At 56.0% G+C, this 23,832-nt stretch carries 17 protein-coding genes; 14 read left to right on the top strand and 3 right to left on the bottom strand.

The features are described from left to right. Positions 1 to 44: 44 nt before the first annotated feature. Positions 45 to 1,244, bottom strand: coding sequence for a glycosyltransferase family 4 protein (locus ACZ5A6_RS18825; protein ID WP_065660121.1), 1,200 nt, complete (start codon positions 1,242 to 1,244; stop codon positions 45 to 47). Positions 1,245 to 1,514: 270 nt separating this feature from the next. Here ACZ5A6_RS18825 and ACZ5A6_RS18820 point away from each other — a divergent pair, with 270 nt between their 5' ends. From ACZ5A6_RS18820 to ACZ5A6_RS18810, 3 genes are all read left to right on the top strand, one after another. Further along, the gene (locus ACZ5A6_RS18820) at positions 1,515 to 2,747 is read left to right on the top strand and encodes a polysaccharide pyruvyl transferase family protein (protein ID WP_174047553.1); all 1,233 of its coding nucleotides are present in this window, start codon (positions 1,515 to 1,517) and stop codon (positions 2,745 to 2,747) included. 221 nt (positions 2,748 to 2,968) lie between these two features. Then, the gene (locus ACZ5A6_RS18815) at positions 2,969 to 4,480 is read left to right on the top strand and encodes an oligosaccharide flippase family protein (RefSeq protein WP_464111266.1); all 1,512 of its coding nucleotides are present in this window, start codon (positions 2,969 to 2,971) and stop codon (positions 4,478 to 4,480) included. Next, the gene (locus tag ACZ5A6_RS18810) at positions 4,477 to 5,436 is read left to right on the top strand and encodes a glycosyltransferase family A protein (protein WP_174047555.1); all 960 of its coding nucleotides are present in this window, start codon (positions 4,477 to 4,479) and stop codon (positions 5,434 to 5,436) included. Before ACZ5A6_RS18815 ends, ACZ5A6_RS18810 begins: the two co-directional genes overlap by 4 nt. A gap of 33 nt (positions 5,437 to 5,469) precedes the next feature. Here the strand turns inward: ACZ5A6_RS18810 and ACZ5A6_RS18805 are convergent, their stop codons facing one another. Next, positions 5,470 to 9,849, bottom strand: coding sequence for a CheR family methyltransferase (locus tag ACZ5A6_RS18805; RefSeq protein WP_464111265.1), 4,380 nt, complete (start codon positions 9,847 to 9,849; stop codon positions 5,470 to 5,472). A 691-nt stretch (positions 9,850 to 10,540) separates the two neighbouring features. Between ACZ5A6_RS18805 and ACZ5A6_RS18800 the strand changes: the two genes are divergently transcribed. The 4 genes from ACZ5A6_RS18800 to ACZ5A6_RS18785 all read left to right on the top strand — a co-directional run bounded on the left by ACZ5A6_RS18800 (position 10,541) and on the right by ACZ5A6_RS18785 (position 15,434). Next, positions 10,541 to 11,269, top strand: a complete 729-nt coding sequence (locus tag ACZ5A6_RS18800) for a LuxR C-terminal-related transcriptional regulator (protein WP_038493595.1) — start codon at positions 10,541 to 10,543, stop codon at positions 11,267 to 11,269. Between the two features lie 216 nt (positions 11,270 to 11,485). Continuing rightward, positions 11,486 to 12,889, top strand: coding sequence for a glutamate-1-semialdehyde 2,1-aminomutase (locus ACZ5A6_RS18795; protein WP_464111264.1), 1,404 nt, complete (start codon positions 11,486 to 11,488; stop codon positions 12,887 to 12,889). 117 nt (positions 12,890 to 13,006) lie between these two features. Beyond that, entirely contained in the window at positions 13,007 to 14,077 is a 1,071-nt protein-coding gene (locus tag ACZ5A6_RS18790; protein WP_464111263.1) for an NAD-dependent epimerase/dehydratase family protein, read from the top strand. 13 nt (positions 14,078 to 14,090) lie between these two features. Further along, on the top strand, positions 14,091 to 15,434 hold the full coding sequence (locus ACZ5A6_RS18785) for a DUF4910 domain-containing protein (RefSeq protein ID WP_464111262.1): 1,344 nt from the start codon (positions 14,091 to 14,093) through the stop codon (positions 15,432 to 15,434). Between the two features lie 4 nt (positions 15,435 to 15,438). On the opposite strand, the gene rfbC is transcribed toward ACZ5A6_RS18785, so the two are convergent. Next, the gene (gene rfbC, locus ACZ5A6_RS18780; protein ID WP_019566369.1) at positions 15,439 to 15,966 is read right to left on the bottom strand and encodes a dTDP-4-dehydrorhamnose 3,5-epimerase; all 528 of its coding nucleotides are present in this window, start codon (positions 15,964 to 15,966) and stop codon (positions 15,439 to 15,441) included. 307 nt (positions 15,967 to 16,273) lie between these two features. Between rfbC and ACZ5A6_RS18775 the strand changes: the two genes are divergently transcribed. From ACZ5A6_RS18775 to ACZ5A6_RS18745, 7 genes are all read left to right on the top strand, one after another. Next, complete coding sequence (locus ACZ5A6_RS18775) at positions 16,274 to 17,566, top strand: class I SAM-dependent methyltransferase (protein ID WP_038493607.1); 1,293 nt, start codon at positions 16,274 to 16,276, stop codon at positions 17,564 to 17,566. Next, the gene (locus ACZ5A6_RS18770) at positions 17,563 to 18,375 is read left to right on the top strand and encodes a glucose-1-phosphate cytidylyltransferase (RefSeq protein ID WP_464111261.1); all 813 of its coding nucleotides are present in this window, start codon (positions 17,563 to 17,565) and stop codon (positions 18,373 to 18,375) included. Before ACZ5A6_RS18775 ends, ACZ5A6_RS18770 begins: the two co-directional genes overlap by 4 nt. After that, on the top strand, positions 18,372 to 19,025 hold the full coding sequence (locus tag ACZ5A6_RS18765) for a PIG-L deacetylase family protein (protein ID WP_026330955.1): 654 nt from the start codon (positions 18,372 to 18,374) through the stop codon (positions 19,023 to 19,025). The genes ACZ5A6_RS18770 and ACZ5A6_RS18765 overlap by 4 nt, the downstream gene beginning before the upstream one ends. A gap of 86 nt (positions 19,026 to 19,111) precedes the next feature. Continuing rightward, positions 19,112 to 19,822: a response regulator transcription factor gene (locus ACZ5A6_RS18760; RefSeq protein WP_065663168.1), complete on the top strand. Its 711-nt coding sequence runs from the start codon at positions 19,112 to 19,114 to the stop codon at positions 19,820 to 19,822. A gap of 54 nt (positions 19,823 to 19,876) precedes the next feature. Then, positions 19,877 to 22,039 (top strand): GumC family protein, encoded by a 2,163-nt coding sequence (locus ACZ5A6_RS18755; protein WP_464111260.1) that lies wholly within the window; start codon positions 19,877 to 19,879, stop codon positions 22,037 to 22,039. Positions 22,040 to 22,078: 39 nt separating this feature from the next. Then, on the top strand, positions 22,079 to 23,302 hold the full coding sequence (locus ACZ5A6_RS18750; RefSeq protein WP_464111259.1) for a polysaccharide biosynthesis/export family protein: 1,224 nt from the start codon (positions 22,079 to 22,081) through the stop codon (positions 23,300 to 23,302). A 223-nt stretch (positions 23,303 to 23,525) separates the two neighbouring features. Next, on the top strand, positions 23,526 to 23,822 hold the full coding sequence (locus ACZ5A6_RS18745; RefSeq protein ID WP_065663102.1) for a hypothetical protein: 297 nt from the start codon (positions 23,526 to 23,528) through the stop codon (positions 23,820 to 23,822). The last annotated feature ends 10 nt before the right edge of the window (positions 23,823 to 23,832 follow it).

The following is a 23,832-nucleotide window of genomic DNA, read 5'->3' as shown; positions in this document are numbered from 1 at the left end:
CGCCGCACAGATGTCCAAGTCGCCGCTGATCGCCGAACATCGCTTCAGAGCCGTTCACGAACGACGCGAAGCCAGTTTTTCAAGGGCAACGGCAGATAGGTTCGAAGGCCCGGCCTCAAACCGGCGGGAATAGACCAGTCCTCCATCCTGAGCACTGTTGACAGGCCGGGACGGTCGTTGAGTGTCATGGTAATGACTTCGTTATAGCGTGCGGCCATCCGTTCGATGCTGAAGCGGTTCAGAACCATTTCCTTTCCCGCGATCGACATCCGCTCGAGAAGGTCGCGATCGGCATGCAAGCGCGCGATCGCATTCGCAGCTGCCGTATAATTGCCGATCGGGAACAGGAAGCCGTTTCGGCCCGGCTCGACAATCGTATCCGTCACACCCCGGATATGAGACACGACCGGGACGCAGCCGCCGGCCATTGCCTCTATCATCGTCATGCCAAGCCCCTCGAAGCGGGACGGCATGATGAGAACATCGTGACTGGACATGATGACCGGTATGTCTGAAAGCTGCACGGATCCTGCGTAACTGACGCGATCGCCATGACCGTCTAGCCTTCGCCTGAGCTTGCCCATATCCGGCCCATCTCCGACGATCGTCAGGCGCACTGCCTCAGGCGAGGCATCCAGTATTTCCCGCAGCCACATCACGCCTTTCGACGCATCTTCAATGCGGCCGACGAAGAGAGCTTTGAGTTCCGGCCCCCGGTTGACGCGCCGAACGGCCTGGCTCCGGAACGCATCGCTGTCCACCGCATTCGGGATTGCGTAGGTGCGATCCTTCGAAAAGCCGTTGCGCGCGACCAGATCGGCGCGGCACCGCTCCGATACGCCAATCGTGACATGGGCATAGTCCCGGACCGAGCGCGCGGCCGCGTATGTTCCGGGTGAGATATTATGAACGACGAGAATACGCAGGATACCTTCGGGGAGATAGCGCGCGATATTCGTCTGCAACTGATCGCCAAGAACATTGACGATCACCCCGTCAAACCCGCCTTCTTCGATGGCGGCCGCCATTCGCGATGCACATTCACGTTCGCTGAGATTGACGGGCATGCGCAGCAGTTGCCCGAATGCCTTTTCACCCTGCAGATCGAGAGGCAGCCCGTATGTTTCCTTGCACACGCCGAGCCATCGCACGTCTATGCCATAGGCGGCGAGACCTTTGCGAAGATGTTTGAAGACGGAATAGGTGCCGCCAATATGAGGAAGGACAAAATAGGCAAGCTTCATGGGACACTCTCGCTCCTGCATCCACAACCATGCCGCAACGGATCGACGGCGGACGGTTCGAGTGGCTGCTAAGGCGACATACTAAAAAGCCACGGGATGACAGTCAGTTGCATCTTAGGCTTAGCTGTATCTTCCTTTGAGAGGTTTGCGTCGGCCAGACTATTCGTTTGGCGTAAGACGCAACCCGAAGGTCGGTGTGGGGTCGTGCTGATCCAGCGGATATCAATACCATATCGAGCGTGTCGGCGCCGGGCTGCGATTGGAAAATAAATGAGGATCACTCTCCTTGGACAATTTGGCTCTGGCAATTCGGGCAATGACGGATCGCTGGAAGCCATGCTCCTTTATCTGCGCAGGATGAGGCCCGATGCCGATCTGTTGTGTATCTGTGCAAGTCCGACAGTCGTAAGTGCGAAGTTCAATATTCGTGCGATGGGTGTTGGGGGGCCTCCCCTGACAAACGCTTGGATGAGGCAACTGGACAAGCTACTCGGCAAGGTGCCTTCACGGCTTATGCTATTGGTCAGTTCCCTCTTTAGTTTCGACAAGGCTGACCTGATGATCATACCGGGGACCGGCATCCTCGATGATTTCCAGGAAAAGTGGTTCGGCTGGCCCTTTGTCGTGTTTTGCTGGTGCCTCGTCGCACGCCTTCGCAACACGCGGATCGCCTTTGTCAGCATCGGCGCCGGCCCGATGAAAAGCCGGCTCAGCCGCTGGTTCCTACGCTCCGCCGCACAGATGGCCTCATATCGATCCTACCGGGACGATTTCTCGCTCAACTATATGAAAATGATCGGTGTCGACGTGTCGCGCGACCACCGTTACCCCGATATCGCCTTTGATCTTCCTGTTCCTGTGCCCCACCGGCAGAGCGCCGCCGGCGGCTCAATGAGAATAGGCGTCGGCGTCATGGACTATCGCGGCTGGCGTCACAACGATCCCGAGGCCGCCAGGATTTACAAGACCTACATCCACAAGCTCTCACGTCTCGTGAGCTGGTTGATCGGTGAAGGCCATCGCATCACCCTTTTGATGGGGGACGTTACCGACAGGGTCGCCTGCGCGGATTTGATGTTCCTGCTGACGGACATGCTATCCGAGGACAAGCTGTCGCGGATCGACATCAGCTCTGCCGCAACGCTGCGCGATATCATGCAGCAGATGGCAGCAATCGATCTTGCAATGGTGTCGAGATATCATGGAGTTGTCTGCTCTCTAAAACTTGGAATTCCAACAATATCAATCGGTTATGCCAGAAAGTTCGGTGATTTGATGAACGATTTCGACCAGGAGAAATTCGCCCGGCATATCGACACGTTCGAAGTCGAGGAAGTCATTGATCTGGTCAAGGAGATACTCGCTGGAGCAGGTGCGGTGAGGGAGAGGATTGCCCACGCCAATGATCGCTTCAACCGCCAGCTTTCCGAGCAGGAAGCGCTGCTCGGCCGGGAATTTCTCGCAATTGATGTCGTCGCAACGCCGCAGAGCGTGACGCCTTAGACACGAGTCCTGCAACCTAATGCTTTCGGCGTAATACCGAGGCTCTTCAATACTCGACGGGAGTAGGCCGCACGCTGTTGCATGCCCCTCAACAAACATTCTCCAAACGGCCTACACCTACGGATCCGGCTGCCATCCCAACGGTCAGATTTCCAAGGTCCAAGTCCACACTCTAGATTTGACGCTACCGTCGATTATCGGCGACGCTGTCGGAGCCCTCGATGCACAAAGTCCGCCGCGCCTTTTTCATGGCCATGCTGGAACAGCACCTCGGAATTGCGATCAATTTCGCTCTGATCGCGATCGTATCGAGACTGCTCTCGCCTGCGGAAGTTGGTTTTGCCGTTATCGGCTACGGGGTGACAGCGGTGATCTTCGCCTTTCGCGAATTCGTTTCTTCCGATTTCCTTATTCAGCTCGATGTTGTTGAACGCGATGACATCAACACGTCGCTTACGCTCTTGCTCCTGGTCAGCGGCATTCTCGGGATCGTTCTCTATCTATGCGGCCCCTATCTGGCGATATTCTACCACCAGCCCAGTCTCCAGCAATATCTTATCCTCGCCATTGCCGCGGTCATGGCCGAAAGTCTGGGTATGCCGGCGTTTTCCATGCTGCGTCGCCAGCTGGCCTTCGGCACCATCGCACGCGTCCGAACCACCGGCCTCGTCGTTATGGCTGGCGTGACGATCTTCGCTGCCAGCAATGGATGGGGCTTTGTCAGTTTCGCGCTCGGCCTGCTCGTCGGCAACAGCGTTGCAAGCGCCCTTGCGGCCTATGCCGATCCGGCCCAGCGTACCGCACGCCTTTCTCTAAAGTCGTGGCGCCGTATGGCCGAATTCGGCCGTTACAGGGGCGCTGCAACCATCGTCGACAAATTATACGAGTCCCTGCCGCAACTGGTGCTCGGCTTTGCCATGACACCGACAGCGGTCGCGATCTACAATCGCGCCAATACCGTTTGCTCCATTCCCGACCGCATTTTCCTCTCGGCAATCTTTTCCTTCGCCTTCCCGGCGCTCGCCGCCGAGGTTCGCGAGGGTGGAGATGTCCGCAGATCCTACCTGCGCGCGCTCAGTTACATCACTGTGCTGTATTGGCCATCGCTGATCATGGTCGCCATTCTCGCCGATCCCATCGTGCGCCTTGCACTTGGAGACCAGTGGCTCGCCGCCGTACCGATCACCCGGATTCTCGCACTTGCGTCGATCTTCTGGTTTCCCATGGTTTTGACAACGCCGCTGCTGATCGCGCTCAACGCCAACCGGGAGGCTTTCCTGGGCAATTTCGTCTGCCGCAGCGTCTCGGCAATTGTGCTTTGCTCTGCCAGCTTCTTCGGTCTCACCGCTGTAGCGCTGAGTCAGTTCGTCACGCTGCCCTTCCAGATGCTCGTCGCCTTCTATCTGGTAAGACGCCATGCGCACTTTAAACTACCCGAACTGTTCGCTGCCATCGGGCCGAGTTCCGCTGTGACCCTTGCCGCGATTGCGGGGCCGCTCGCCATATCCGCCTGGATGGGATTCCGCTTCGATTACTCCCTCGCCCAGGCTGGCGGCGCCATCCTCCTTTCGGTGACAGGCTGGGCCGCTTGCCTCTATCTTCTGCGTCACCCACTCGTCAGCGAAATACGTTCGACGTTCGATGCTTTTGCCGGGCGTCCGCGCAAGATCGGAAAACCTCCTGCACCGGCTTCCATTCCCGACACCGTCGTTCCCGCAGCGGTGGAACCATGAGCAGCATCGATATCGTCATCCCCAACTACAATTACGGCCGCTTTCTGGAGGGATGCGTAGAAAGCGTCCTTGGCCAGAACATACCGGACATGCGTATCCTCATCATCGACAACGCCTCCACAGACGAAAGTGTCGCGGTCGCCCGGTCTCTAGCGACAACAAATCCCCGTATCGAAACGTGCCTGCGGCCAAAGAATCTCGGCGGTCACGCGTCTTTCAACGAAGGCATTGATTGGGCCCGGGCGGACTATTTCGCCATCATCTGCGCCGACGATGTCCTCTCGCCTGGAGCACTCGCGCGCGCGATGGAGGCGCTCGACAATCACCCCGGCGCGCACATGGCCTTCGGGCGCACCGCCTTCTTCCGCGACGACGCCGAAATAGAATCGGGCCTTCGCAGCGACGCCAATGGCATGCAGCTTCATCGGGGCATAGACTTCATCGCCAAAATTTGCGCGACGGGACGCAGCCCGGTGCCAGGCCCACTCGCTGTCACCAGAACACACATTCAACAACATGCCGGTCACTATCGGCCAGCACTGCGCCATACTGACGATGTCGAGATGTGGATGCGGCTCGCAGTTCTGGGCGATATCGTCGAACTTGACGCCGTGCAGAATTTTACCCGTATCCACGGTGCCAACCAATCCGCCATCCTTGATAACGTCCTTGCCTGGAATACCGAAATCGAAGCCGCGCTCGAAAGCTTCTTTGGCAATGAAGGGGCTTTGCTTGCCGATGCCCAAACCCTGCTCCGGCGCGGTCGCGCGAGCCTGAGCGACCGCGCCTATTGGTGCGCGCTTTCCAATCTGGTCCGGCGCCGGCCCGGCGCGGGTGCCCTTCTCGCACAGGCTTTCCGCCTCAGACCCGCTTCAGCGTTTCTGCCGCCGGTAAGTTATCTTGTCCGCCGACCTGATGCCTTGCATCGAATTCGCGCAGCGATCGCCCGCCGATAGTGATCGACCGGCCAAACTTTCGATGATGAAGCCCTATTCTTCTGCATTCAGTACAAGCCGCAAGAGCGCCGGCAACGAAGTGGATTTCGTTCGGCGCATGATTGAGGCGCGATGATTCTCGACAGTGCGCTGACTAAGCTTCAAATCGGCTGCAATAACCTTGTTGGCCTGCCCCTGAACAATCCGGTCAAGGATCTGACGTTGCTTGCGAGTAAGCGCCGCCAGCGTGGCTCGAGCCGTTTCACGCCGCTCTTCGCGTTCGTTCGCATCACGCGATCGCTCGAGGGCCGACTGCACGCTCCGATATATTTCCTGGTAAGAAAAAGGCTTCTCGATGAAATCGGCCGCTCCATATCGCATCGAATTGATTGCCATACGGACATCGCTGCGACCCGTGATCACAATCACCGGGAACCGATGATGTCTTTCTTTCAGCAAACGTAACAACTCCATGCCGACCATGCCGGGGAGATACGCATCGACAAGCAGACAACCTGATCTGTCGGGCTTGTAGTTTGCAAGATACTCTTCTGCCGAAACATAGGTTGCGACCGCCCAGCCTTCTCCTTCGAACAGAGCGCGCAAATTGTCCCTTATGTCCTGCTGGTCGTCGATGACTTCGATGAGCCTGCCCGTCATCGGCTCCATATATTCAGGTTCGCTTATGTGACCTGCTCTCTCGCCGTTTTGGCGAACGACCAGTGTCTCCACCATCTGCACGACGTCTTTGAGTTTCGCCGGCTTGTGCAGATACGGAATTTCGTGCTGTGCAAAAGCCCTCAGGGCCTTGCTTGAAATATCGCCTGTGAGAATGAGCGCCGGAACATTTCGGCGGAGTGCTTGCCGGATATGTCCGATCGCAGCTATGCCATTCCCGCCGGTAGGGAGATTGTAGTCTGCGAGAATAACGTCGGGCGTGAACTGCAATCCTCGAACAATCGCGAGCGCCTCAGGAGCCGTAGAGGTCGCAGCCACCACATATCCAGTCTGCTCAAGTCCCATCTTGAGCAGATCACGCATACCGTTTTCGTCTTCGATGATCAGAACCGACGCCCACGAAAGGGTAGCCGCCTGGTTCGAATGGTCATCCACTGGCGCAGGCAGTGATACAAGCGGCTCACCTGCCGGTGCGTGATCGATCTCGATCATGAATGCCGAACCTTTATGTAGTCGTGACTGCACCACTACCCTTAGTTCGAGAAGCTCGCTGAGCCGCTTGACGATCGACAATCCCAGCCCCAAACCACGGTCTTCCGTTCCAGCAGGCGCATCGAGCTGGAGGTATTCCTGAAAAACATCCTCGATATGGTTTTCGGGAATGCCGATGCCAGTGTCCCACACTTCAAAGCGAACCTTCGTACCGCGACGGCGACAACCCACCAGAATTTTGCCGCTCGGCGTGTATTTCAGTGCATTGGATAGAAGGTTGCGAACGATCTGCTCGAACAGGCGGGGATCGGTGCGAACGGCAAGGCTGGACGGTACGACACGGAGTTGCAGCCCGGCGGCCTGAGCGGGATAATAAAATTCCTTGAACAGCCTTCCCAGAAGATCGCCAATCGCAAAGCTCACGATCTGCGGTTCCACCATCCCCGCTTCGATCTGGTTGATGTCAAGAACAGAGTTGAGTATACCCAGCATCGAGGACAGCGTCTCCCCCATCCTCTGGACGAAAGTGCGTGCTTGCCCTTCACCCACGTTCCTTTCCAAAAGCCCGTGCAACAGCTTCAAGGTTTGCAGCGGCTGACGCAGATCGTGGCTTGCCGCAGACAGGAATTGCGACTTGGCCTCGGTCGCCCGCTCGGCGGATTTCTTGGCAGCTTCCCTGCTTTCGGCAACCTGTTTCTGGGCACTTATATCGATGAAGGTGATGACCACTCCGTCAATTGCCTCGCTCGCGCCGCGATAGGGTTTGACACGGCGGACATACCACCGGCCATCGGGTCCTCCTATCTCTCGGTCTATTGTGTTGCCTCGGAGCAGCGTCGCCGTTGCATCGGCTTGAAGCGTAATGTCGCCGTCAAAGCCGCTAAGGTCCGAGAGGGGACGGCCGACATCGGAGGATATGATGTTGAATACCGAACGGGTGGCCGGTGTGAAGAACCGTATACGAAGGCTGGAATCCAGAAAGAGCGTCGGGACATCGGTGCTGTACAGGACATTTTGCAGATCGTTGGAAACTGCCCGCTGACGCTCCAACGCTTCTTGCAATTGATTGTTGAGGGCTGTCAGCTCTTCATTGAGGGATTGCAGTTCCTCTTTCGAAGTAAAGAGTTCCTCATTCGTCGACTGATACTCCTCATTCAGAGACAGCGCTTCGGCGGTGATCTGCTTCTGTTCTTCGCTGGCAATTTCCAGATTGCGTATGGCGCCCTGCAATTCCGCCCGTGTCTCCTCCAGTTCGAATTCAAGCTCGGTAATGGGCGACGCATCTGTCGTTGATGATTTCTGCGATCGGACAACACCGTTGGCCTGCGCAGCATCCTCCACAAAACATATGAGGAACAGCTCTTCACCCTGACTGAAGAGCGGCTCGACATGAATGTTGAACTCGATGTGTGCGCCGTTGCTGTCGAGTTTTGCATTCTTGGCTACGAACGGCTTTTGATCCCGGCTCGCATGTTGGATCGCAGACCTGATCTTATTATGGAGCGCCGTCGGTGTGATGGCGAACAGGTCATGCGATGCCGGGCCTGAAGCGATCCGTAGGAACCTTGCTGTCGGGCCGATGGAGTAGAGATACTCATACTTCCGATTGACGAGGATTGCGGCGGGCACGTAGCTACCCAGCAGAACCTGGGAAACCGCCTCGGCAAGTGCACCGTGCCTCGACGCTGAATTCACCTTTCCTTGCGAAGAGGGAATTCTGACATTTCCGCCCGCAACCGCACCGAAATCAAGATCACCGAAAACCGGCGGCCCGATACGCCGATATACCCTTTCGGATTCCGAAATCAGCTTAAAACGGTCATCCATTCCGCCAACGGTTTCGGATTTTCCGACCAGTAAAATGCCGTTCTCCCGCAGGGCGAACCTGAAAAGCGACAAAACCTTGGCTTGGGCTTCCGCTTCGAGGTAAATCAACAAGTTGCGGCATGAAATTAGATCGATCCGTGAGAACGGTGGGTCGCTGAGGACATTCTGCACGGTGAATACCACCGCCCCACGCAGTTGCGCCGTCACGGTGTATCCGTTGTCATCCCTTACGAAATATTTTTCCAGCAAGTCGGGCGGCAGCGATTTGGTCGCCTCATGTGAATAATGTCCATCTCTGGCAATTGCCACCGCCTCGCTATCAGCGTCCGAGGCAAACATCTGAAACTGGAGACGAAGGCCCATGGACTGAATGAGCTCGAGGAAGAGAATAGCCAGAGAATATGCTTCTTCCCCCGTGCTGCATCCAGCGACCCAGACCCGCACTGCTCCGTGAGCCGCTTTTGCGTGGAGAATATCCGGAATAATGGTATCTCGTAGAAAGTCGAACACCTTCCCGTCGCGGAAGAAACTGGTGACGTTGATCAGGAGATCCCTGACGAGATTTTGCCGCTCGTCTTCGCTGATTTCGAGAATCTCAAGATACCGGTCTATCTTCTCAATCTCGATACCGAGAACCGCCATGCGTTTTTCGACCCGGCGCTGCATCGTTCCATGTTTATAAGCCGAAAAATCATTCGCTGTGGAAACCCTCAATATCTCGATGATCCGGTCCAGCTGGGGCATTCGGCGCTCCATCGAGTGATCGGCTCGAAGCCGCGACAACAGCGCAATATGTTTGGCGATGGCCGCAGGCATCTCTTCGACCGGTAAAACCGTAGCGCCAATGCCCATCGAAATAACACTTTCGGGCATGCCGCCAAACTGTGCCTCTTGAGGCTCCTGGACCAGAACAAGTCCCTTGAAATCCCTGATCTGCTGGACGCCGGATGAGCCATCTGACCCCGTGCCGGACAGGACAGCTGCTATCGCCCACGGCCCGAATTCCTTGGCCATAGAACCCAGGAGAAAATCAAACGGCAGAGGTGCCTCATGCAGTTCCCGCCGGGGCGACAGATATATCCTTCCTCCGTCAACCGACATCAGGAATTTTGGTGGAATGACATAGACGTGCTCGGGCTCTATCAAGGCAAGGTTGACAGCCTCCGTTACGACCATAGTCGTTTCGCTCGCCAGAAGTTCTGCGAGAATGCTTTCATGCGACCGGTCAAGATGCTGAACGAGAAGAAACGCACAGCCGGTTTTTTCAGGCAACGCTTTGAGCAAGGCTCTGAACGCATTCAGTCCACCCGATGAAGCACCGACGCCGACAATCGGGAACATCCTAACAGGACGTCCTTCCTGTGATCCGGACATCGAACCGGTGTCTACCTCGAAAGTAGAAGGAACCTTATTACTATCCTCGCCGCGTTCCGCCATATTCGCTCTCGTTAAAATTGACGCGCATTCCAAATAGAGATCGACCCTTGCGAAGCGTCAGGCGTTGTGGGTCAACAAGTCTTGAAAGCAGCCATCAAGGCCTTGAGATCATCAGTCAGGGATACATAGTCACCATGCCCCGTCGCATGCGGGGCGCAGCGCGTCCGATTGTCGTGAGGTGCAATTTCAAAATGCGATTAACACGCATAAGTTGCTGACATCGCGAACAAAAGCACGAATGGAGGATGATAAATCAATCCGGCCGCGATTATAATTCATCCATTATAGTTAGTGGTGTCGCGCAAAACATGATGATGGCCTGAAAGAATTATATTTCAACAGTTATGGCGTGTCTGGTTGTCTACCCACATCATGCCAGATTGAACGCCCGCTCGAAATCTCAATCAAAAGTGAGTAATTTCCGAACCTTTTCCAGTTGCGATACTCCATTGTAGGATGCCGGAGTCGAAATTCGGGTAGTGCCACGTCTGTTGATTTCTGGCCGATTTTTAAATTCCGAAAAATCCAGACCGCAACAGAGTAGCTTCCGAAGTTCTGATTGATGACGGCGTTTCGGGTTGAATTACTTCAAACTTCCGTGGTGCCGAATCTTAGAAAGAAAATCTTCGGTTGCGTCTCTGCCAAGCCAGACAGATCCGCAAAGCACTCTTTAGCGCGGATAGGACATACCATGCTGACATCAGTTCCCAACAACGGACATAGCCAATTCTCATCAAATTTCCATGTGGTTGCGCACTCGAAACCTATGGAAACTTCGGTCAGAAAGCTGGCGATCATCGATGACCGCGCGCTCGACCGTGAGTGTCTGGCTCAGAGCCTGATCGCATACGGCCTTGATATGGAAGTCGAGTTGTTTTCATCACTCGACGACTGGAGACATGCTCCAAACGGCCAGCATAGCGGCATCTTGGTCAACGTCGGTCGCAGCGATTTTTGCGATGACGTATCCCTCCATGAGTTGCGGGAATTCATTGCCGACTTCCCTTATCTGCCGGTCGTCATTCTCGCTGAAAACCGCGATCTGCGTCAGGTCATGAGGGCGTTCGACGCGGGCGTTCGGGGATACATCTCCTCGTCGATAGGACTGGCGGTGTGCGTGGGCGCCATCTCACTTGCATTGGCGGGCGGCGCGTTCGTATCGGCTGAAAATCTGAGCGATCTCAGGCAGTTGCTCGTAGTTGCTGAAGATAAGGAACGTCAGCGAACAGCCATGTTCACCCAACGTGAGGTCGATGTCATCAACGCCCTGACGCAAGGCAAGCCAAACAAGATCATCGCCTATGAGCTCAATCTTCGTGAAAGCACCGTAAAGGTACATATTCGCAATATCATGAAGAAAGTAGGCGCCAAAAACAGAACGGAAGTGATCTTCAAAATATCCGATCTCTTCAAAAACTAAAATCAACTGTCGTGCAGTGGACCTATTGCAGAACCATAATTGCCTGCGGGTGTCGGGCCCCGCATGATGCGGACGCATCGGAGCGATTATGACGGGAAGGCTGTACATCTCCTCTAAGCCTTTCGGCTAGCATTCCCAACATAAAGACGGGGTAACGGCCACCGAGCCGGATACGGTAATCTCTGGTCATTGGACATATGGACCCGGGATTGCGCCATGCAAACTTTCGTCGAAAATTTCGAAAACTCGGATCGACTGCGCCAGCGCTCCCGCAACATCATACCGGGCGGTGCACATACCTATGCAAAGGGTGACGACCAGTACCCTGTCCTGTCTCCCGGCTTTATTGAACGGGGATATGGCTGTCATGTCTGGGATGTCGATGGAAATGAATATATCGAATACGGCATGGGCAATCGGGCTGTCGGCCTTGGCCATGCCTATGCAGACGTCGTAGAGGCGGCGCGTGCGGAACTATACCGCGGCTGCAATTTCACGCGCCCGTCGAAGATCGAGGTGGATTGCGCCTCGACTTTTCTCGATACGATCCAGACAGCCGAAATGGTCAAATTCTGCAAGAACGGTTCCGATGCGACATCCGCCGCGATACGACTTGCACGGGCTGTTACCGGCCGTGACCTGATCGCGCGCTGCAGCGACCACCCCTTTTTCTCCACCGACGACTGGTTCATCGGAACAACGGAGATGAATGCGGGCATTCCTCAGGCGATCCAGGATCTGGTCCTTGGCTTCACCTACAATGATCTGGCGAGTGCGCGTAGTCTGTTTGACCGCTTTCCAGGTCGTATCGCCGCCTTTATTTTGGAGCCGTCACGCGGTGATCCGCCTCGGGACCAGTTTCTTCACAAACTCCAGAAGCTTTGCCACGAAAACGGCGCGCTTTTTATTCTCGACGAAATGATCACCGGCTTCCGCTGGGATGCGGGTGGCGCGCAGAAGACATACGATATCGTCCCCGATCTATCCTGTTTCGGCAAGGCGCTGGGGAACGGCTTTTCGATTTCCGCACTTGCCGGCAAGCGGGAGTTCATGGAACGAGGCGGTATCGATCAAACCGATGCCCCCCGTGTCTTCCTGCTTTCGACGACGCATGGCGCGGAAACGCATGCGATGGCGGCGGCCATCGCGACCATGAAAGTTTACACGCAGGAACCCGTGGTCCCACATCTGGTCCGACAGGGAAATTCGCTGCGCGCCGCCATCAGCCAGATCGCAATTGCGCACGGACTGGATTCCTACTTCGGTATTCAGGGCCACTCCGCCTGCCTCAGCTACTTCACGCTGGACCAGACCGGAATGCCGTCTCAGGCTTTTCGCTCGCTGTTTCTGCAGGAAACCATCCGTCGCGGCCTTCTCGCACCGTCTCTCGTTGTAAGCTACACGCATGAGGACGAGGATATAGCCAAAACGCTTGACGCCATCGATGGAGCGCTCGTCGTCTACCGTAAAGCGCTGGAATACGGCGTCGACAAATTCCTGACGGGACGCCCATCCGAGGTTGTCTTCCGGCGTTTCAACGGCAACGCGCAGCATCACGCCAGCCATGGGTTGGTCATGGCCGACATGCCCGATTTATCGGAAAGCATCCGAAAGCCTTAACCGGCCGGAGCACCTAGACCGTTCGCATTATCGATACAGCCGCTTTGCGCGGTGCATCGATCTCGCCTGAAAAGATACGCTTGTTGCAATCGAAAATAGATTTTGAGGGGAAATTTCATGCACGTTCTAGTCACCGGGCATCGCGGATATATCGGCTCCGTCATGGTACCCATCCTGCGCAAGGCGGGTCACGAAGTACACGGCTATGACACTGAATTCTACCATCGCTGCGCTTATGTTCCAGGCGGACCTTTGCCGCAGGTCCCCGGCGTATGCAAGGACATCCGCGATATCCAGCCTTCGGATATGGAAGGTTTCGACGCTGTCATTCATCTTGCGGCGCTGTCCAACGATCCGCTGAGCAATCTCAATCCGGAAATTACCTATGAGATTAATTACCGCGGCAGCGTTCGGGCAGCGCGAGCCGCAAAACAGGCCGGCGTCAAGCGTTTCATCTTCGCCTCGTCGTGCAGCAACTACGGCGCCGCTGGCGAGGGACTGGTCAACGAGACGGCAGAGCTGAAACCGGTATCGGCCTACGGCACGTCGAAGGTCTTGGCGGAGCGGGAGATTGCAAGCCTCGCGAGCCCCAGCTTCTCGCCGGTCTATATGCGTCCGGCAACAGCGTATGGCCTTTCGCCCATGCTGCGTTTCGATATCGTCCTCAACAACTTGACCGCTTGGGCGGTGACGGAAGGACTGATCCTCCTGAAATCCGACGGATCGCCATGGCGCCCAATCGTTCACATCGAGGATATTTCGCGCGCCTTTCTGGCTGCGCTCGAAGCGCCGACCGATGCCATACACAATCAGGCTTTCAACGTCGGGCAGGATGCGCACAACTATCAGATCCGGGAGATCGCCGAAATCGTCGCTCTCACGGTACCTGGATGCCGGCTGCAATATGCGAGCGATGCAAGCCCCGATAGCCGTTCCTACCGCGTCGATTTTGGCAAGATCGCCCGTGCGCTTCCGGCGTTCAAACCGACATGGACGGCGGCCGCAGGTGCCGAGCAACTCTACCGGGCCTACAAGAGCGCCGGCCTGACAATGGCCGAATTCGAGGGACCGCACTATCAGCGGATCGGCCAGCTCCAGAAGCTGATCGGCGACAAGGATATCGACATCAACCTGCGCCGCCCCATGGCCGCGCCGCGCCAGAACGCCGATATTACGGCATCGGTTTAAACAGGAGGCCCGGATGGGCAAGATGGAGCCGGGTGCAAAGCTGACAGGCGATGCATGGAGAGAGGCAGGTATCGGCCAGACTATTCATGATCTGGCTTCCCGCCTCTTTCCGATCTGTCGCAGCATCACCGGCAAAGGCGTGCGCGATACGATCAATATCCTTAAAGACTATATCGATATCGAGCAGCGCGCCGTCCCAAGCGGGACGCGGGTTTTCGACTGGACGGTGCCCCAGGAATGGAACGTCCGGGACGCCTATGTGAAGAACGCGGCGGGACGCAAGGTGATCGATTTCCAAATGTCGAACCTGCATCTCATGAGCTACAGCATCCCTCAACGTCGCGTGATGCCGCTGGCCGAACTGCAAGCGCACATCTACACCTTGCCGGCACAACCCGATCTCATTCCCTACAAAACAGCCTATTACACGGATGCCTGGGGCTTTTGCATGTCGCATCATGAATTCCTCAAGCTAGAGGAAGGCGACTATGAGGTCGTCATCGACACCGAAAAGGCGTCAGGCAATCTGTATTACGGCGAATATCTGCATATCGGACAAAGCACCGAAGAAGTGCTTCTCTTCGCGCATATCTGTCACCCGTCGCTCGCAAACGACAATTGTTCCGGCCTGGCATTGCTGACGTGTCTTGCTGCAGGCCTGAAAAGCAGGTCCACATATTACAGCTACAGGTTCGTCTTCGCACCCGGAACGATCGGCTCCCTGTCATGGCTTGCGCAGAACGAAGACGGGATATCGAACATTGCGCATGGTCTTGTGGTTTCGTGCATTGGTGACGGGGGCGGGCCGAACTACAAGCGCAGCCGCAGGGGAGATGCACTGATCGACCGGATCGCCGCCTGCACCCGCTGCGGAGAGGATCGTAAACATCTGGCAATCGCCGACTTCATTCCCTACGGCTATGACGAGCGCCAATTCTGTTCGCCGGGCTTCAACCTGCCGGTTGGACTATTGCAGAGAAGCGCTTTCGGAACCTTTCCCGAATATCACACCTCGGCCGACAATCTCGACTTCATCCGGCCCGAACATCTCGAGTCATCCTTTTGGATGATCATGGACATGATCGATGCTCTCGAAGACAACTGGACGCCGTTGAACCTTCGGCCCAAGGGTGAGCCACAGCTCGGAAAATACGGGCTTTTTCCTGCGATAGGCGGCCATAAGACGAATGACGACCGCACCATGGCCTATCTATGGATACTCAACCTCGCCGATGGAACCAACTCACTACTGGATATCGCCGAAAGGTCAAAAATGCCGTTTGTCGATATTGCGAGCGCTGCCGGCAGGCTGCTCGAGGCGGGCCTTGTCTCGAACCTCGGGTTCCTGACGCGCTAGACCTTCATTGCAAAGCGGGCCAACCGAGGTCCTTTTCCGATATGACCGAGGGCGGCGCAGGCCATTCTACACCTATCGCGGGCTCGTCATACCGGATCCCTGCCGCACTTGCCTCGGCATAGGGCACCGAAATCAAATAGGACACAGCAACGTCGTCGCTGAGCGACTGGAAGCCGTGTGCAAAACCCTCGGGAATGTAGAACTGCGCGCCATTGTCGGCCGACAACACCGTGCCAACCCATTGCAGATAGGTGGGCGAGCCCCGGCGCAGATCGACGGCGACATCCCAGATCGATCCTTTGACGCAGGAAACCAGCTTTGTCTCCTGATGCGGCGGTCGCTGGAAATGCAGCCCTCGAACGGTGTGTTTCAGCTTCGATAGAGAAAGGCTGTGCTGACTGAAGTCCGATACCAGCGCGTTGCTCTCAAATTCGCGTTTGCAGAACGTCCTGGCAAAAGAGCCGCGACTGTCCCGCACAGGCACCGTATTGACGACCCAGAGCCCCTCGATTTTCGTCTTCTCAAACAGCATTCGGCGCTCCTGATGCAATCCCGTATTCAAGAAGAATTCTCCGCCATTTCAGCGGCTCCGGAATACACCCATAGGCAGCACCATACCTTGAAGGCGGGCTGGCAAATAAGTCACCCTTTCGGTTGCGGAAACCAGCCGCCGGAAGCGAATTTTAGCGGATTCCAATATAACCCTACGGCTTATGGATGACGTTTTCGAGCCGAATGCAGTATCGTCACCCACCCCGATCCATAGTATTTTTTCCAGTTAATAAAAGAATTTTCTGAAATTCACTCGAAAACAATGCGATGAAATCAGGGGGCGTCAGATGAATAATGAGGCAGTTTTTTCTGCAAGACTCAGCTCGACGCATCACGTCGGGCTTTGCCGTCTTTGCAGCTCGCCATTGGTGCATACCTTCGTCGATCTTGGAATGTCTCCGCCCTGCGAAAGCTTCGTCGCAGCTGACGCAGCCAACGACGTCGAGCCGTTTTATCCGCTCCACGCATTCGTTTGCGACGAATGCTTCCTCGTCCAGCTTCAGGAATATGTGGCGCCCGAGAATATTTTCACGGAGTACGCGTATTTCTCCTCGTTCTCGGACAGTTGGGTCGCTCACGCAAAGCGGTACTGCGACATGGTCATCGAGCGCTTCGCGCTTGGCGAATCCAGTTTCGTTGTCGAGCTTGCCAGCAACGACGGTTACCTGCTGCAACATTTCCTGACCAGCAACATCCCGATGCTGGGAATTGAACCGGCGGTCAACGTCGCAAAGGTGGCGATCGGCAAAGGTATTCCGACACTGACTGAATTTTTCAACGAGGCTCTAGCAACCGATATGGCGGCCAGAGGCCAACAAGCCGATCTCATCATCGGCAACAATGTCCTTGCCCAGGTGCCTGATATCAACGATTTCGTCGCCGGTATGAAAGTGCTGCTCAAGCCTGAAGGCGTCATCACCCTTGAGTTCCCGCATATCGAAAAGCTAATCGCGGAAAACCAGTTCGACACCATCTATCACGAGCACTTTTCCTACTTCTCATTGCTGACCATAGAAAAAATGGCCCGCCGTCATGGGCTAAAGGTTTTCGATGTCGAAGAGATCCCCACACATGGCGGTTCGCTGCGGGTCTTTTTCTCGCACGAGGACAGCAAGTTCCCGCGTGAAGCCCGCGTGGATAGCCTCCTGGAACGGGAGCTGAATGCCGGGCTCGACAGAATAGAGACCTATACGGCCTTCTCCGAAGCCGTGCGCCAGACAAAGCGAAACCTCCTGTCTTTCCTCATCCGCCTCAAGGAGATGCGCAAATCGATCTGCGCCTATGGCGCACCGGGAAAGGGCAACACGCTGCTAAATTATTGCGGTATCGGCACCGATTTCATCGATTTTGCAGTCGATCGCAATCCTTACAAACATGGTCGCCTCACGCCGGGAATGCATATTCCGATCCGGCCCGTGAGCGAAATCCAGCGCATGAAGCCGGATTACGTTCTCATTCTCCCCTGGAACCTGAAGAATGAGATCGTTGCACAAATGAACGACATCAGAAACTGGGGCGGGAAATTCGTCGTTCCAATTCCCGACATATCCATCATTGATCCGAAGGAGTTGGTACAATGAAGGTCGTCTTGTTCTGTGGCGGCAGGGGTACTCGCATCAGGGAATATTCCGAAAGCGTCCCGAAACCGCTGATCCCGCTCGGGTCTCAACCGATCATGCGGCATGTCATGCAATATTACGCCCGTTTTGGGCATGAGGACTTCATCCTCTGCCTTGGCTACAAGGCGCATGTCATAAAAGAATTCTTCCTGAACAGCCGGCCGGAAAGCTATGCCGACTGCGTCATATCGAGCCCCGGACGCGTGGAATTGCTCGAGGAACTGCCAAGGGACTGGCGCGTATCCCTGATCGATACGGGGATATGGCGCAATATAGGCGAGCGCCTCTGGGCCGTACGTCATCATCTCACGGGCGAGAAGATGTTCCTTGCCAATTATAGCGACGGCCTGACCGACGTCGATCTCGACGACATGATTGACCAATTCGAAAAGAGCGACAAGCTCGCCTGTTTTCTGGCTGTCAGACCGCCCCTCACTTACCATCTGGCGGAAATCGACGAGAGCGGAAGGGTCCGGGAATTTCGGTCGTCGGAAACATCCGACATGTGGATAAACGGCGGCTACTTCCTGATGCGACCAGAAATTTTCGACTACATGCGCGAGGGTGAGGAACTCGTGCTGGAACCGTTCTCGAGGTTGATTTCTGAAGATAAATTGATGGCCTACAAACATGAGGGTTTCTGGCGGTCAATGGATACGCTGCGCGACTGGCAGACGTTGGAGGCAATGGTAGAGCGTGGCGACATGCCATGGATTGGAGACGATGCGTCGATGGCACGCAAGTCGTCAAACACGAAGCTGCTGCCATGAAAAACATGTCCCTCGCTTCCGCCGGTGATCGTCTGTCGATCCTTTGTCTCGGAGCTCACTCCGACGACATTGAGATCGGCGTCGGAGGCACGGTACTCAGCCTGCTTTCAAAGGGCGTGTTGCTCGATGTCTATTGGTGCGTCCTCAGCGCCGGTAACGAGCGCGCCCTGGAGGCACGCAGTTCCGCCGAAGCTTTTCTTGCAAAAGCAGCATCCTACTCGATTGAACTGGCATCGTTTCAGGACAGCTACTTTCCCTCGCAGAGCCGCGAGATCAAGTCATGGCTGCTGACATTGCGCGACAAAGTCAGTCCCGACGTCATATTCACGCATAGCCGCGAGGACGCGCATCAGGATCACCGCGAAATCAACAGGCTCACATCTAACATCTTCAGAAATCACCTGATCATGGAATACGAAATCCCGAAATGGGACGGCGATTTCGGCAGAAGAAACGCCTACGTGCCGTTGAGCGAAGACGCGATGAACATGAAGGTCGAGCTTCTCTTGCAGCATTTTGGAACACAGAGATCCAAGGACTGGTTCGATGCGGATACCTTTCGCGGCCTGGCGCGGCTGCGGGGAATGGAATGCCGTGCGCCTACACGTTTTGCGGAAGCCTTTACCGTCAGGAAGCTGACGTTCGCCTGAACTGGCAGAAGGCCCGTTTACGGTACGAAATCGACGTTTTGCGTAAATTAAAAGAAACCAAAAACAATACAGGGGGCATTGTCGTCATGATCCAGAACCACATCTCCGAAAACCCGCCGGAAGGCACACTGCATCCGCAGGCCGCAGCAAGTGCGGCTGGCTATATCGGCATCATAGATCGTCGCATGCTGGAGCGGGAATGCCTCGCCCATAGTCTCAACTATCAATATGCGGACAGGCGCATCCTGACCTTCTCCAATCTCGGCGAATGGCAACAGGCACGCGCGGAAATCGGCATGCCAGCGGCAGTTCTGGTCAGCGCCTGGCCCGGTCCGTCTGCAGAGACAAACCGCGATCTTGCAGAGATTGTGGCTGCCGTGTCTCCGGCCGCCGTCGTCGTGCTCTCTGACGATCAGGATATCAATACCATTCTGGATACGATCGCTCTTGGCGTGCGCGGGTACATATCGAGTTCCGTCAGCATCGACGTCTGCGTCCAGGCGATCAGTCTTGCAATCGCGGGCGGCCGTTTCATACCAGCCAGCAGCGTCATGAACATGAAAAGTCTGTTCGGCCTGACCGCACACGCATCCGTTCCTCCGACGAAATTTACAAGCCGTCAATCGGCTATTGCGGAGGCCTTGCGGTGCGGAAAGGCGAACAAGGATATCGCTCTGGAGCTGAACCTTTGTGAAAGCACCATCAAGGTGCATATCCGCAATATCATGAAGAAGCTTGGAGCAACGAACCGCACGGAAGTTGCCTGCAAGATCGGCGACATGGCGTACGACCGCTAAGCACACGACATCCACTGACCGCTACCGAACGCCCCGCTTACAGCAGGAACCGTCATGATCCAGTCGTCATCATCTCCGGTTGAGCAGGAAGGTATTTCCCGCTTCATATCCATACTGCGGGAGCGGCGCAGAGCCGTCTTCATCTGCTTTCTCGCCAGTTTCGCAATCGCGGCAATCGGCTATGCGCTAACCCCCATCCGTTACAAGGCCGAGGCAACCCTTGCGCTTGATGTCCGCAAGCTTCAGGCGCTCCCCACTGAATCCGTGGTCTCTCCGCTGCCTCAGGAAAGCCCTGTGCTTCGAACCGAACTCGATATCATCGGGTCGAGGTCCATGGCGGAACGGGTTCTCGTTATTCTGCAAAAAGATCGTCTCCTCGAAGGGCGGCAAACCAAATCCGACCGGACGGCCAACGACGCGATCGTGCTTGGCAACGACGCCGAGACATCGAAAATGATCGATAACCTCATGACCAATGTTCGTGTGATGAATGATGGCCGGTCGTATACAATCTACATATCCTATTATGCCAACGATCCGGCGCTTGCCGCGAAAGTCGCCAATGCTTTCGGAGCAGCCTATATCGACTATCAGATCGACCTCCAGACAACGGCAACCCGGCGTGTCAGCGCATGGCTCGGCGAACGGCTGGTCAGTCTTCGGACGGAACTCGAGGAGTCCGAACGCCAGGCGTCGCAATTTCGCGAAAAATCCGGATTGATAGACACTGGTGGTCTTCCGTTGCAGTCGCAGCGTCTTTCAAGTCTAAATGTCGAGCTGACAACGCTACAGGCCAAGTTGGCGGGGTCAAGGGCGCGCCTGGCCACAGCACTCGAACTGCAGAAAAACGGTGACGGGCTCGGGATTACGGAAGTTCTGTCCTCACCATCAATCCAGCTTTTAAGGGCCGAGCAGGCAAGGGTCATCAGGGCCATTGCCCAGATCGATGAAAGCGGCGCCGTCATGAGCCCGGAGCGGCCGCAGTTATCCTCCCAGCTCAGTTCACTCAACAAGCAGATCGATTCAGAGATCGCCCAGATCATCGCTGCATTGCGCAACGAGATCGAGGTCAACGAAAAACAGCGGCAGGAAGTAGAGGCCAGCCTCAATGATGTGCAACGCGCCATTTCCACGACGGATATGGCAATGGTGCAATCCGGGCAACTTGACCGGGAAGCAGCAGCGAACCGCTCGATCTACGAGACGTACCTGGCACGCTACAAGCAGACCATCGAACAGGACGGTATCGCAACTGCGGAGGCGCGGATCATATCGAGCGCCATGCCTTCCCGTAAACCGACCAGTCCTGACGAGCGTCTGTGGGCACTGGTCGCGCTTCTTCTCGGTTGCAGCACCGGTTTGGCGGCAGCTTTTATCCTGAACTTTACGGACCGGTCCGTTGGCTCCATCACGTCTCTTCAACAGAAAACCGGACTGAACGTCATCGGGAGCATTCCACGCATTTCCTTCAGAGAGCTCCAGAACACGCCCGGAAAATTCAGCAGCGGCGCGGCGGATTTCTACAGCGCGTTTGCCGACCTTCAGACCCACATACAGTTGGCCGAGAGCAAGGCGAAAGTGATAGCCTTCACCTCTTCGGCCGATGGAGAAGGCAAGACGTTCGTGATCGCCAATCTTGCCAGATCTCTTGCGATGAGCGGCGTTAATCTGCTGCTGATCGATGCCAATCTGCGAAACCCGGCTCTCGGAAGGGAATTCGATGTGGGATCGACGTCGCATGTTGGCCAGGCGGTCAGCCGTGAGGTGTCTCTGGACGACATCATCCAACGCGATCAGGCCTCCGGGGTCGATATCATCGTCGCCGAGAAGAGCGACCTGCCGCCAAATCTTGTTCTTGGAAGCAAGCGCTTCGCCGGCCTGATTGCAGAGGCAAGACAGCGATACGAGCTGGTATTGATCGAGGCCCCATCCGTTTCCCATGACCTGGACCTGTTGCGGATCGCCACCCTGTCGGATGCCGTATCATTCGTGGTCCGGCAGGACGTCGCAGATGGCACGGGCATGAAAAATGCCGTCATCAAACTGCGGGTCGCGGGCCGGCCGATCACAGGCATCATCCTCAACGGAATCCGACGCCCGAAAAAGCGCCACCCCCCAGTCTGGCCGAGGATTTTCCGGGACTGGAATACTCATTTCAAGCTGCGGAAACGGGCGACCAGTCTGCGCCCCCCGGCTGTCGTCCATAGCGAGAGGTGAAACATGCGCTTCGTGACAAGGTCCAGGGGCTTTTCCTTGATGATGGCCAGCACCACCTTTCTGTCTCTGGCGGTTTGCCAATTACCGGCCGCCGCAGATGGCACGAACTACAAGGTCGCTACCGGCGACGTCTTGACAATCTCCGTCTATGGCGACCCGGGCCTGACCGGCCTCTTCCCCGTCAGTGCAGATGGAACGATCGGTTATCCGCTTCTTGGCAATGTCAACGTGGTCGGCCAGACAGTGAACGAAATCGGTGCGCGGATCAGCCGCGATCTGGCAAGCCATGTGGCAAACCGCTCCGTTGCCGTTGCGGTCAAGGAATATGCTCCGATCTTCGTTGTCGGCGACGTCCAGAAGCCCGGAAAATATGAATACCGTCCCGGCATGATCGTGCTTGAACTCTTCGCACTCGGCGGCGGATTGCGCGAGTCGAATGCACAGAGGGATACCTCGGGCATACAGTTGATCTCGGCCCAGCAGGAATATGAAGACATGTCGATGCAACTCCTGTCTCAGGATATCCGGCGCGTCCGACTGGAAGCGGAACTCAACGACACCGAATTTGAATATAAGGGCGACGAAATCGGACTCGTCCGGGATCGCACCGCACTGGAGAAGATCGTAGAATCTGAAAAAAGTCTGTTTCGCCTTCGCCTCTCGGCGCAGCAAGACGAAAAGACCAACCTCGAGGTCCAACGACAGAACTTCATTCAGGAGATAGACACGCTCCAGAAAAGCAACGTCATGCGCACCCAGCAACTAGAGTTGCTCGACATGGACGTCAACGCATCGAAGGAACTTGTCACGCGCGGCGCAGCCTCAGAATCAGCACTGAGAGAGCGTAAGCGCGAACTCCTATCCATGAACCAGCAGGTGCTGGAATCGACATCGTTTCTGGCGCGCGCGCAACAAAACAAAAGCGAAGTAGAGCGGCGTATTCTGGAGCTGAAAAGCAAAAGGCACAATGACGCCGCGACCGAATTGCGGGAAACCTCCCTGGACATCATGCGTTTGAAGAAAAAGCTGGCCTTCAGCCTTCAATCCATGGCCGAGATCGGCTCGACGGCGCGGCGGGTTTCCAGCCTCGAGGACATGATCCAGACCAAATTCTTCATCGTGCGTCAGGTTGCAGGTAAATACCGCGAAACAGCTGCGGACGAGCATACGCAGGTCCGGGCGGGAGACGTTGTGCGCGTCCGCCTGTCGGTATCCGGCAGAGACCCTGTTTCAGCGGCAGTCGTCACAGGAAGCGTCAACTAAGAGAGACGAGCGTCTCCGACGCCCCTGCTTGAGCGGCCCTGAAAGCAGCTACCGCTTTTGGAGAGCTATAGCGCCATGTCGCAATTTGCTATCCTCAATAGTGCCCCCCAGCAGTCTCGTAGGACCAGCACCAATCAAAAGAGTTTGCCGGCGTTCCGATCGGTAGGATCCCGATTTCCTCCACAGAATAGAAACGACCGGTACCAATGCCAGGGAGACGGAGATGGAATCTGCGAACGTTCCGGTTGGTTATCATATGGTCAGGCAGCGTGCCGTCATCATCGTGAACGGCGAGAAAGGGCTGCAGCCCGTCAATGTGACGCAGGATGCCCTGAACGACATCCAGTCCCCACCGCGGTGCGATGCGCAACGCCTGGCACAATTCGTCGACGTGTTTGCAACGATAGCGGCATCCAAAATCGAGAAGGGAATGTTCGCGTTCGATGGACGGATTTGGATCACAGCGACCGACGTGCATGCCTGGCTCAATTTGGCGGCGGAAAACGGGGCCGCCAAGTAACGTCTCTCAA

It is taken from the genome of Agrobacterium sp. 6Ca8 (assembly GCF_055382765.1).
The sequence above is the reverse complement of the archived record's forward strand: the minus strand, read 5'-3'. Positions and strand labels throughout refer to the sequence as shown.

Bases quoted from the DNA above. Each gene is read 5' to 3' on its own strand.
- ACZ5A6_RS18825 (WP_065660121.1), bottom strand. From the start codon at position 1,244: ATGAAGCTTGCCTATTTTGTCCTTCCTCATATTGGCGGCACCTATTCC.
- ACZ5A6_RS18820 (WP_174047553.1), top strand. From the start codon at position 1,515: ATGAGGATCACTCTCCTTGGACAATTTGGCTCTGGCAATTCGGGCAAT.
- ACZ5A6_RS18815 (WP_464111266.1), top strand. From the start codon at position 2,969: ATGCACAAAGTCCGCCGCGCCTTTTTCATGGCCATGCTGGAACAGCAC.
- ACZ5A6_RS18810 (WP_174047555.1), top strand. From the start codon at position 4,477: ATGAGCAGCATCGATATCGTCATCCCCAACTACAATTACGGCCGCTTT.
- ACZ5A6_RS18805 (WP_464111265.1), bottom strand. From the start codon at position 9,849: ATGGCGGAACGCGGCGAGGATAGTAATAAGGTTCCTTCTACTTTCGAG.
- ACZ5A6_RS18800 (WP_038493595.1), top strand. From the start codon at position 10,541: ATGCTGACATCAGTTCCCAACAACGGACATAGCCAATTCTCATCAAAT.
- ACZ5A6_RS18795 (WP_464111264.1), top strand. From the start codon at position 11,486: ATGCAAACTTTCGTCGAAAATTTCGAAAACTCGGATCGACTGCGCCAG.
- ACZ5A6_RS18790 (WP_464111263.1), top strand. From the start codon at position 13,007: ATGCACGTTCTAGTCACCGGGCATCGCGGATATATCGGCTCCGTCATG.
- ACZ5A6_RS18785 (WP_464111262.1), top strand. From the start codon at position 14,091: ATGGGCAAGATGGAGCCGGGTGCAAAGCTGACAGGCGATGCATGGAGA.
- rfbC (WP_019566369.1), bottom strand. From the start codon at position 15,966: ATGCTGTTTGAGAAGACGAAAATCGAGGGGCTCTGGGTCGTCAATACG.
- ACZ5A6_RS18775 (WP_038493607.1), top strand. From the start codon at position 16,274: ATGAATAATGAGGCAGTTTTTTCTGCAAGACTCAGCTCGACGCATCAC.
- ACZ5A6_RS18770 (WP_464111261.1), top strand. From the start codon at position 17,563: ATGAAGGTCGTCTTGTTCTGTGGCGGCAGGGGTACTCGCATCAGGGAA.
- ACZ5A6_RS18765 (WP_026330955.1), top strand. From the start codon at position 18,372: ATGAAAAACATGTCCCTCGCTTCCGCCGGTGATCGTCTGTCGATCCTT.
- ACZ5A6_RS18760 (WP_065663168.1), top strand. From the start codon at position 19,112: ATGATCCAGAACCACATCTCCGAAAACCCGCCGGAAGGCACACTGCAT.
- ACZ5A6_RS18755 (WP_464111260.1), top strand. From the start codon at position 19,877: ATGATCCAGTCGTCATCATCTCCGGTTGAGCAGGAAGGTATTTCCCGC.
- ACZ5A6_RS18750 (WP_464111259.1), top strand. From the start codon at position 22,079: ATGATGGCCAGCACCACCTTTCTGTCTCTGGCGGTTTGCCAATTACCG.
- ACZ5A6_RS18745 (WP_065663102.1), top strand. From the start codon at position 23,526: ATGGAATCTGCGAACGTTCCGGTTGGTTATCATATGGTCAGGCAGCGT.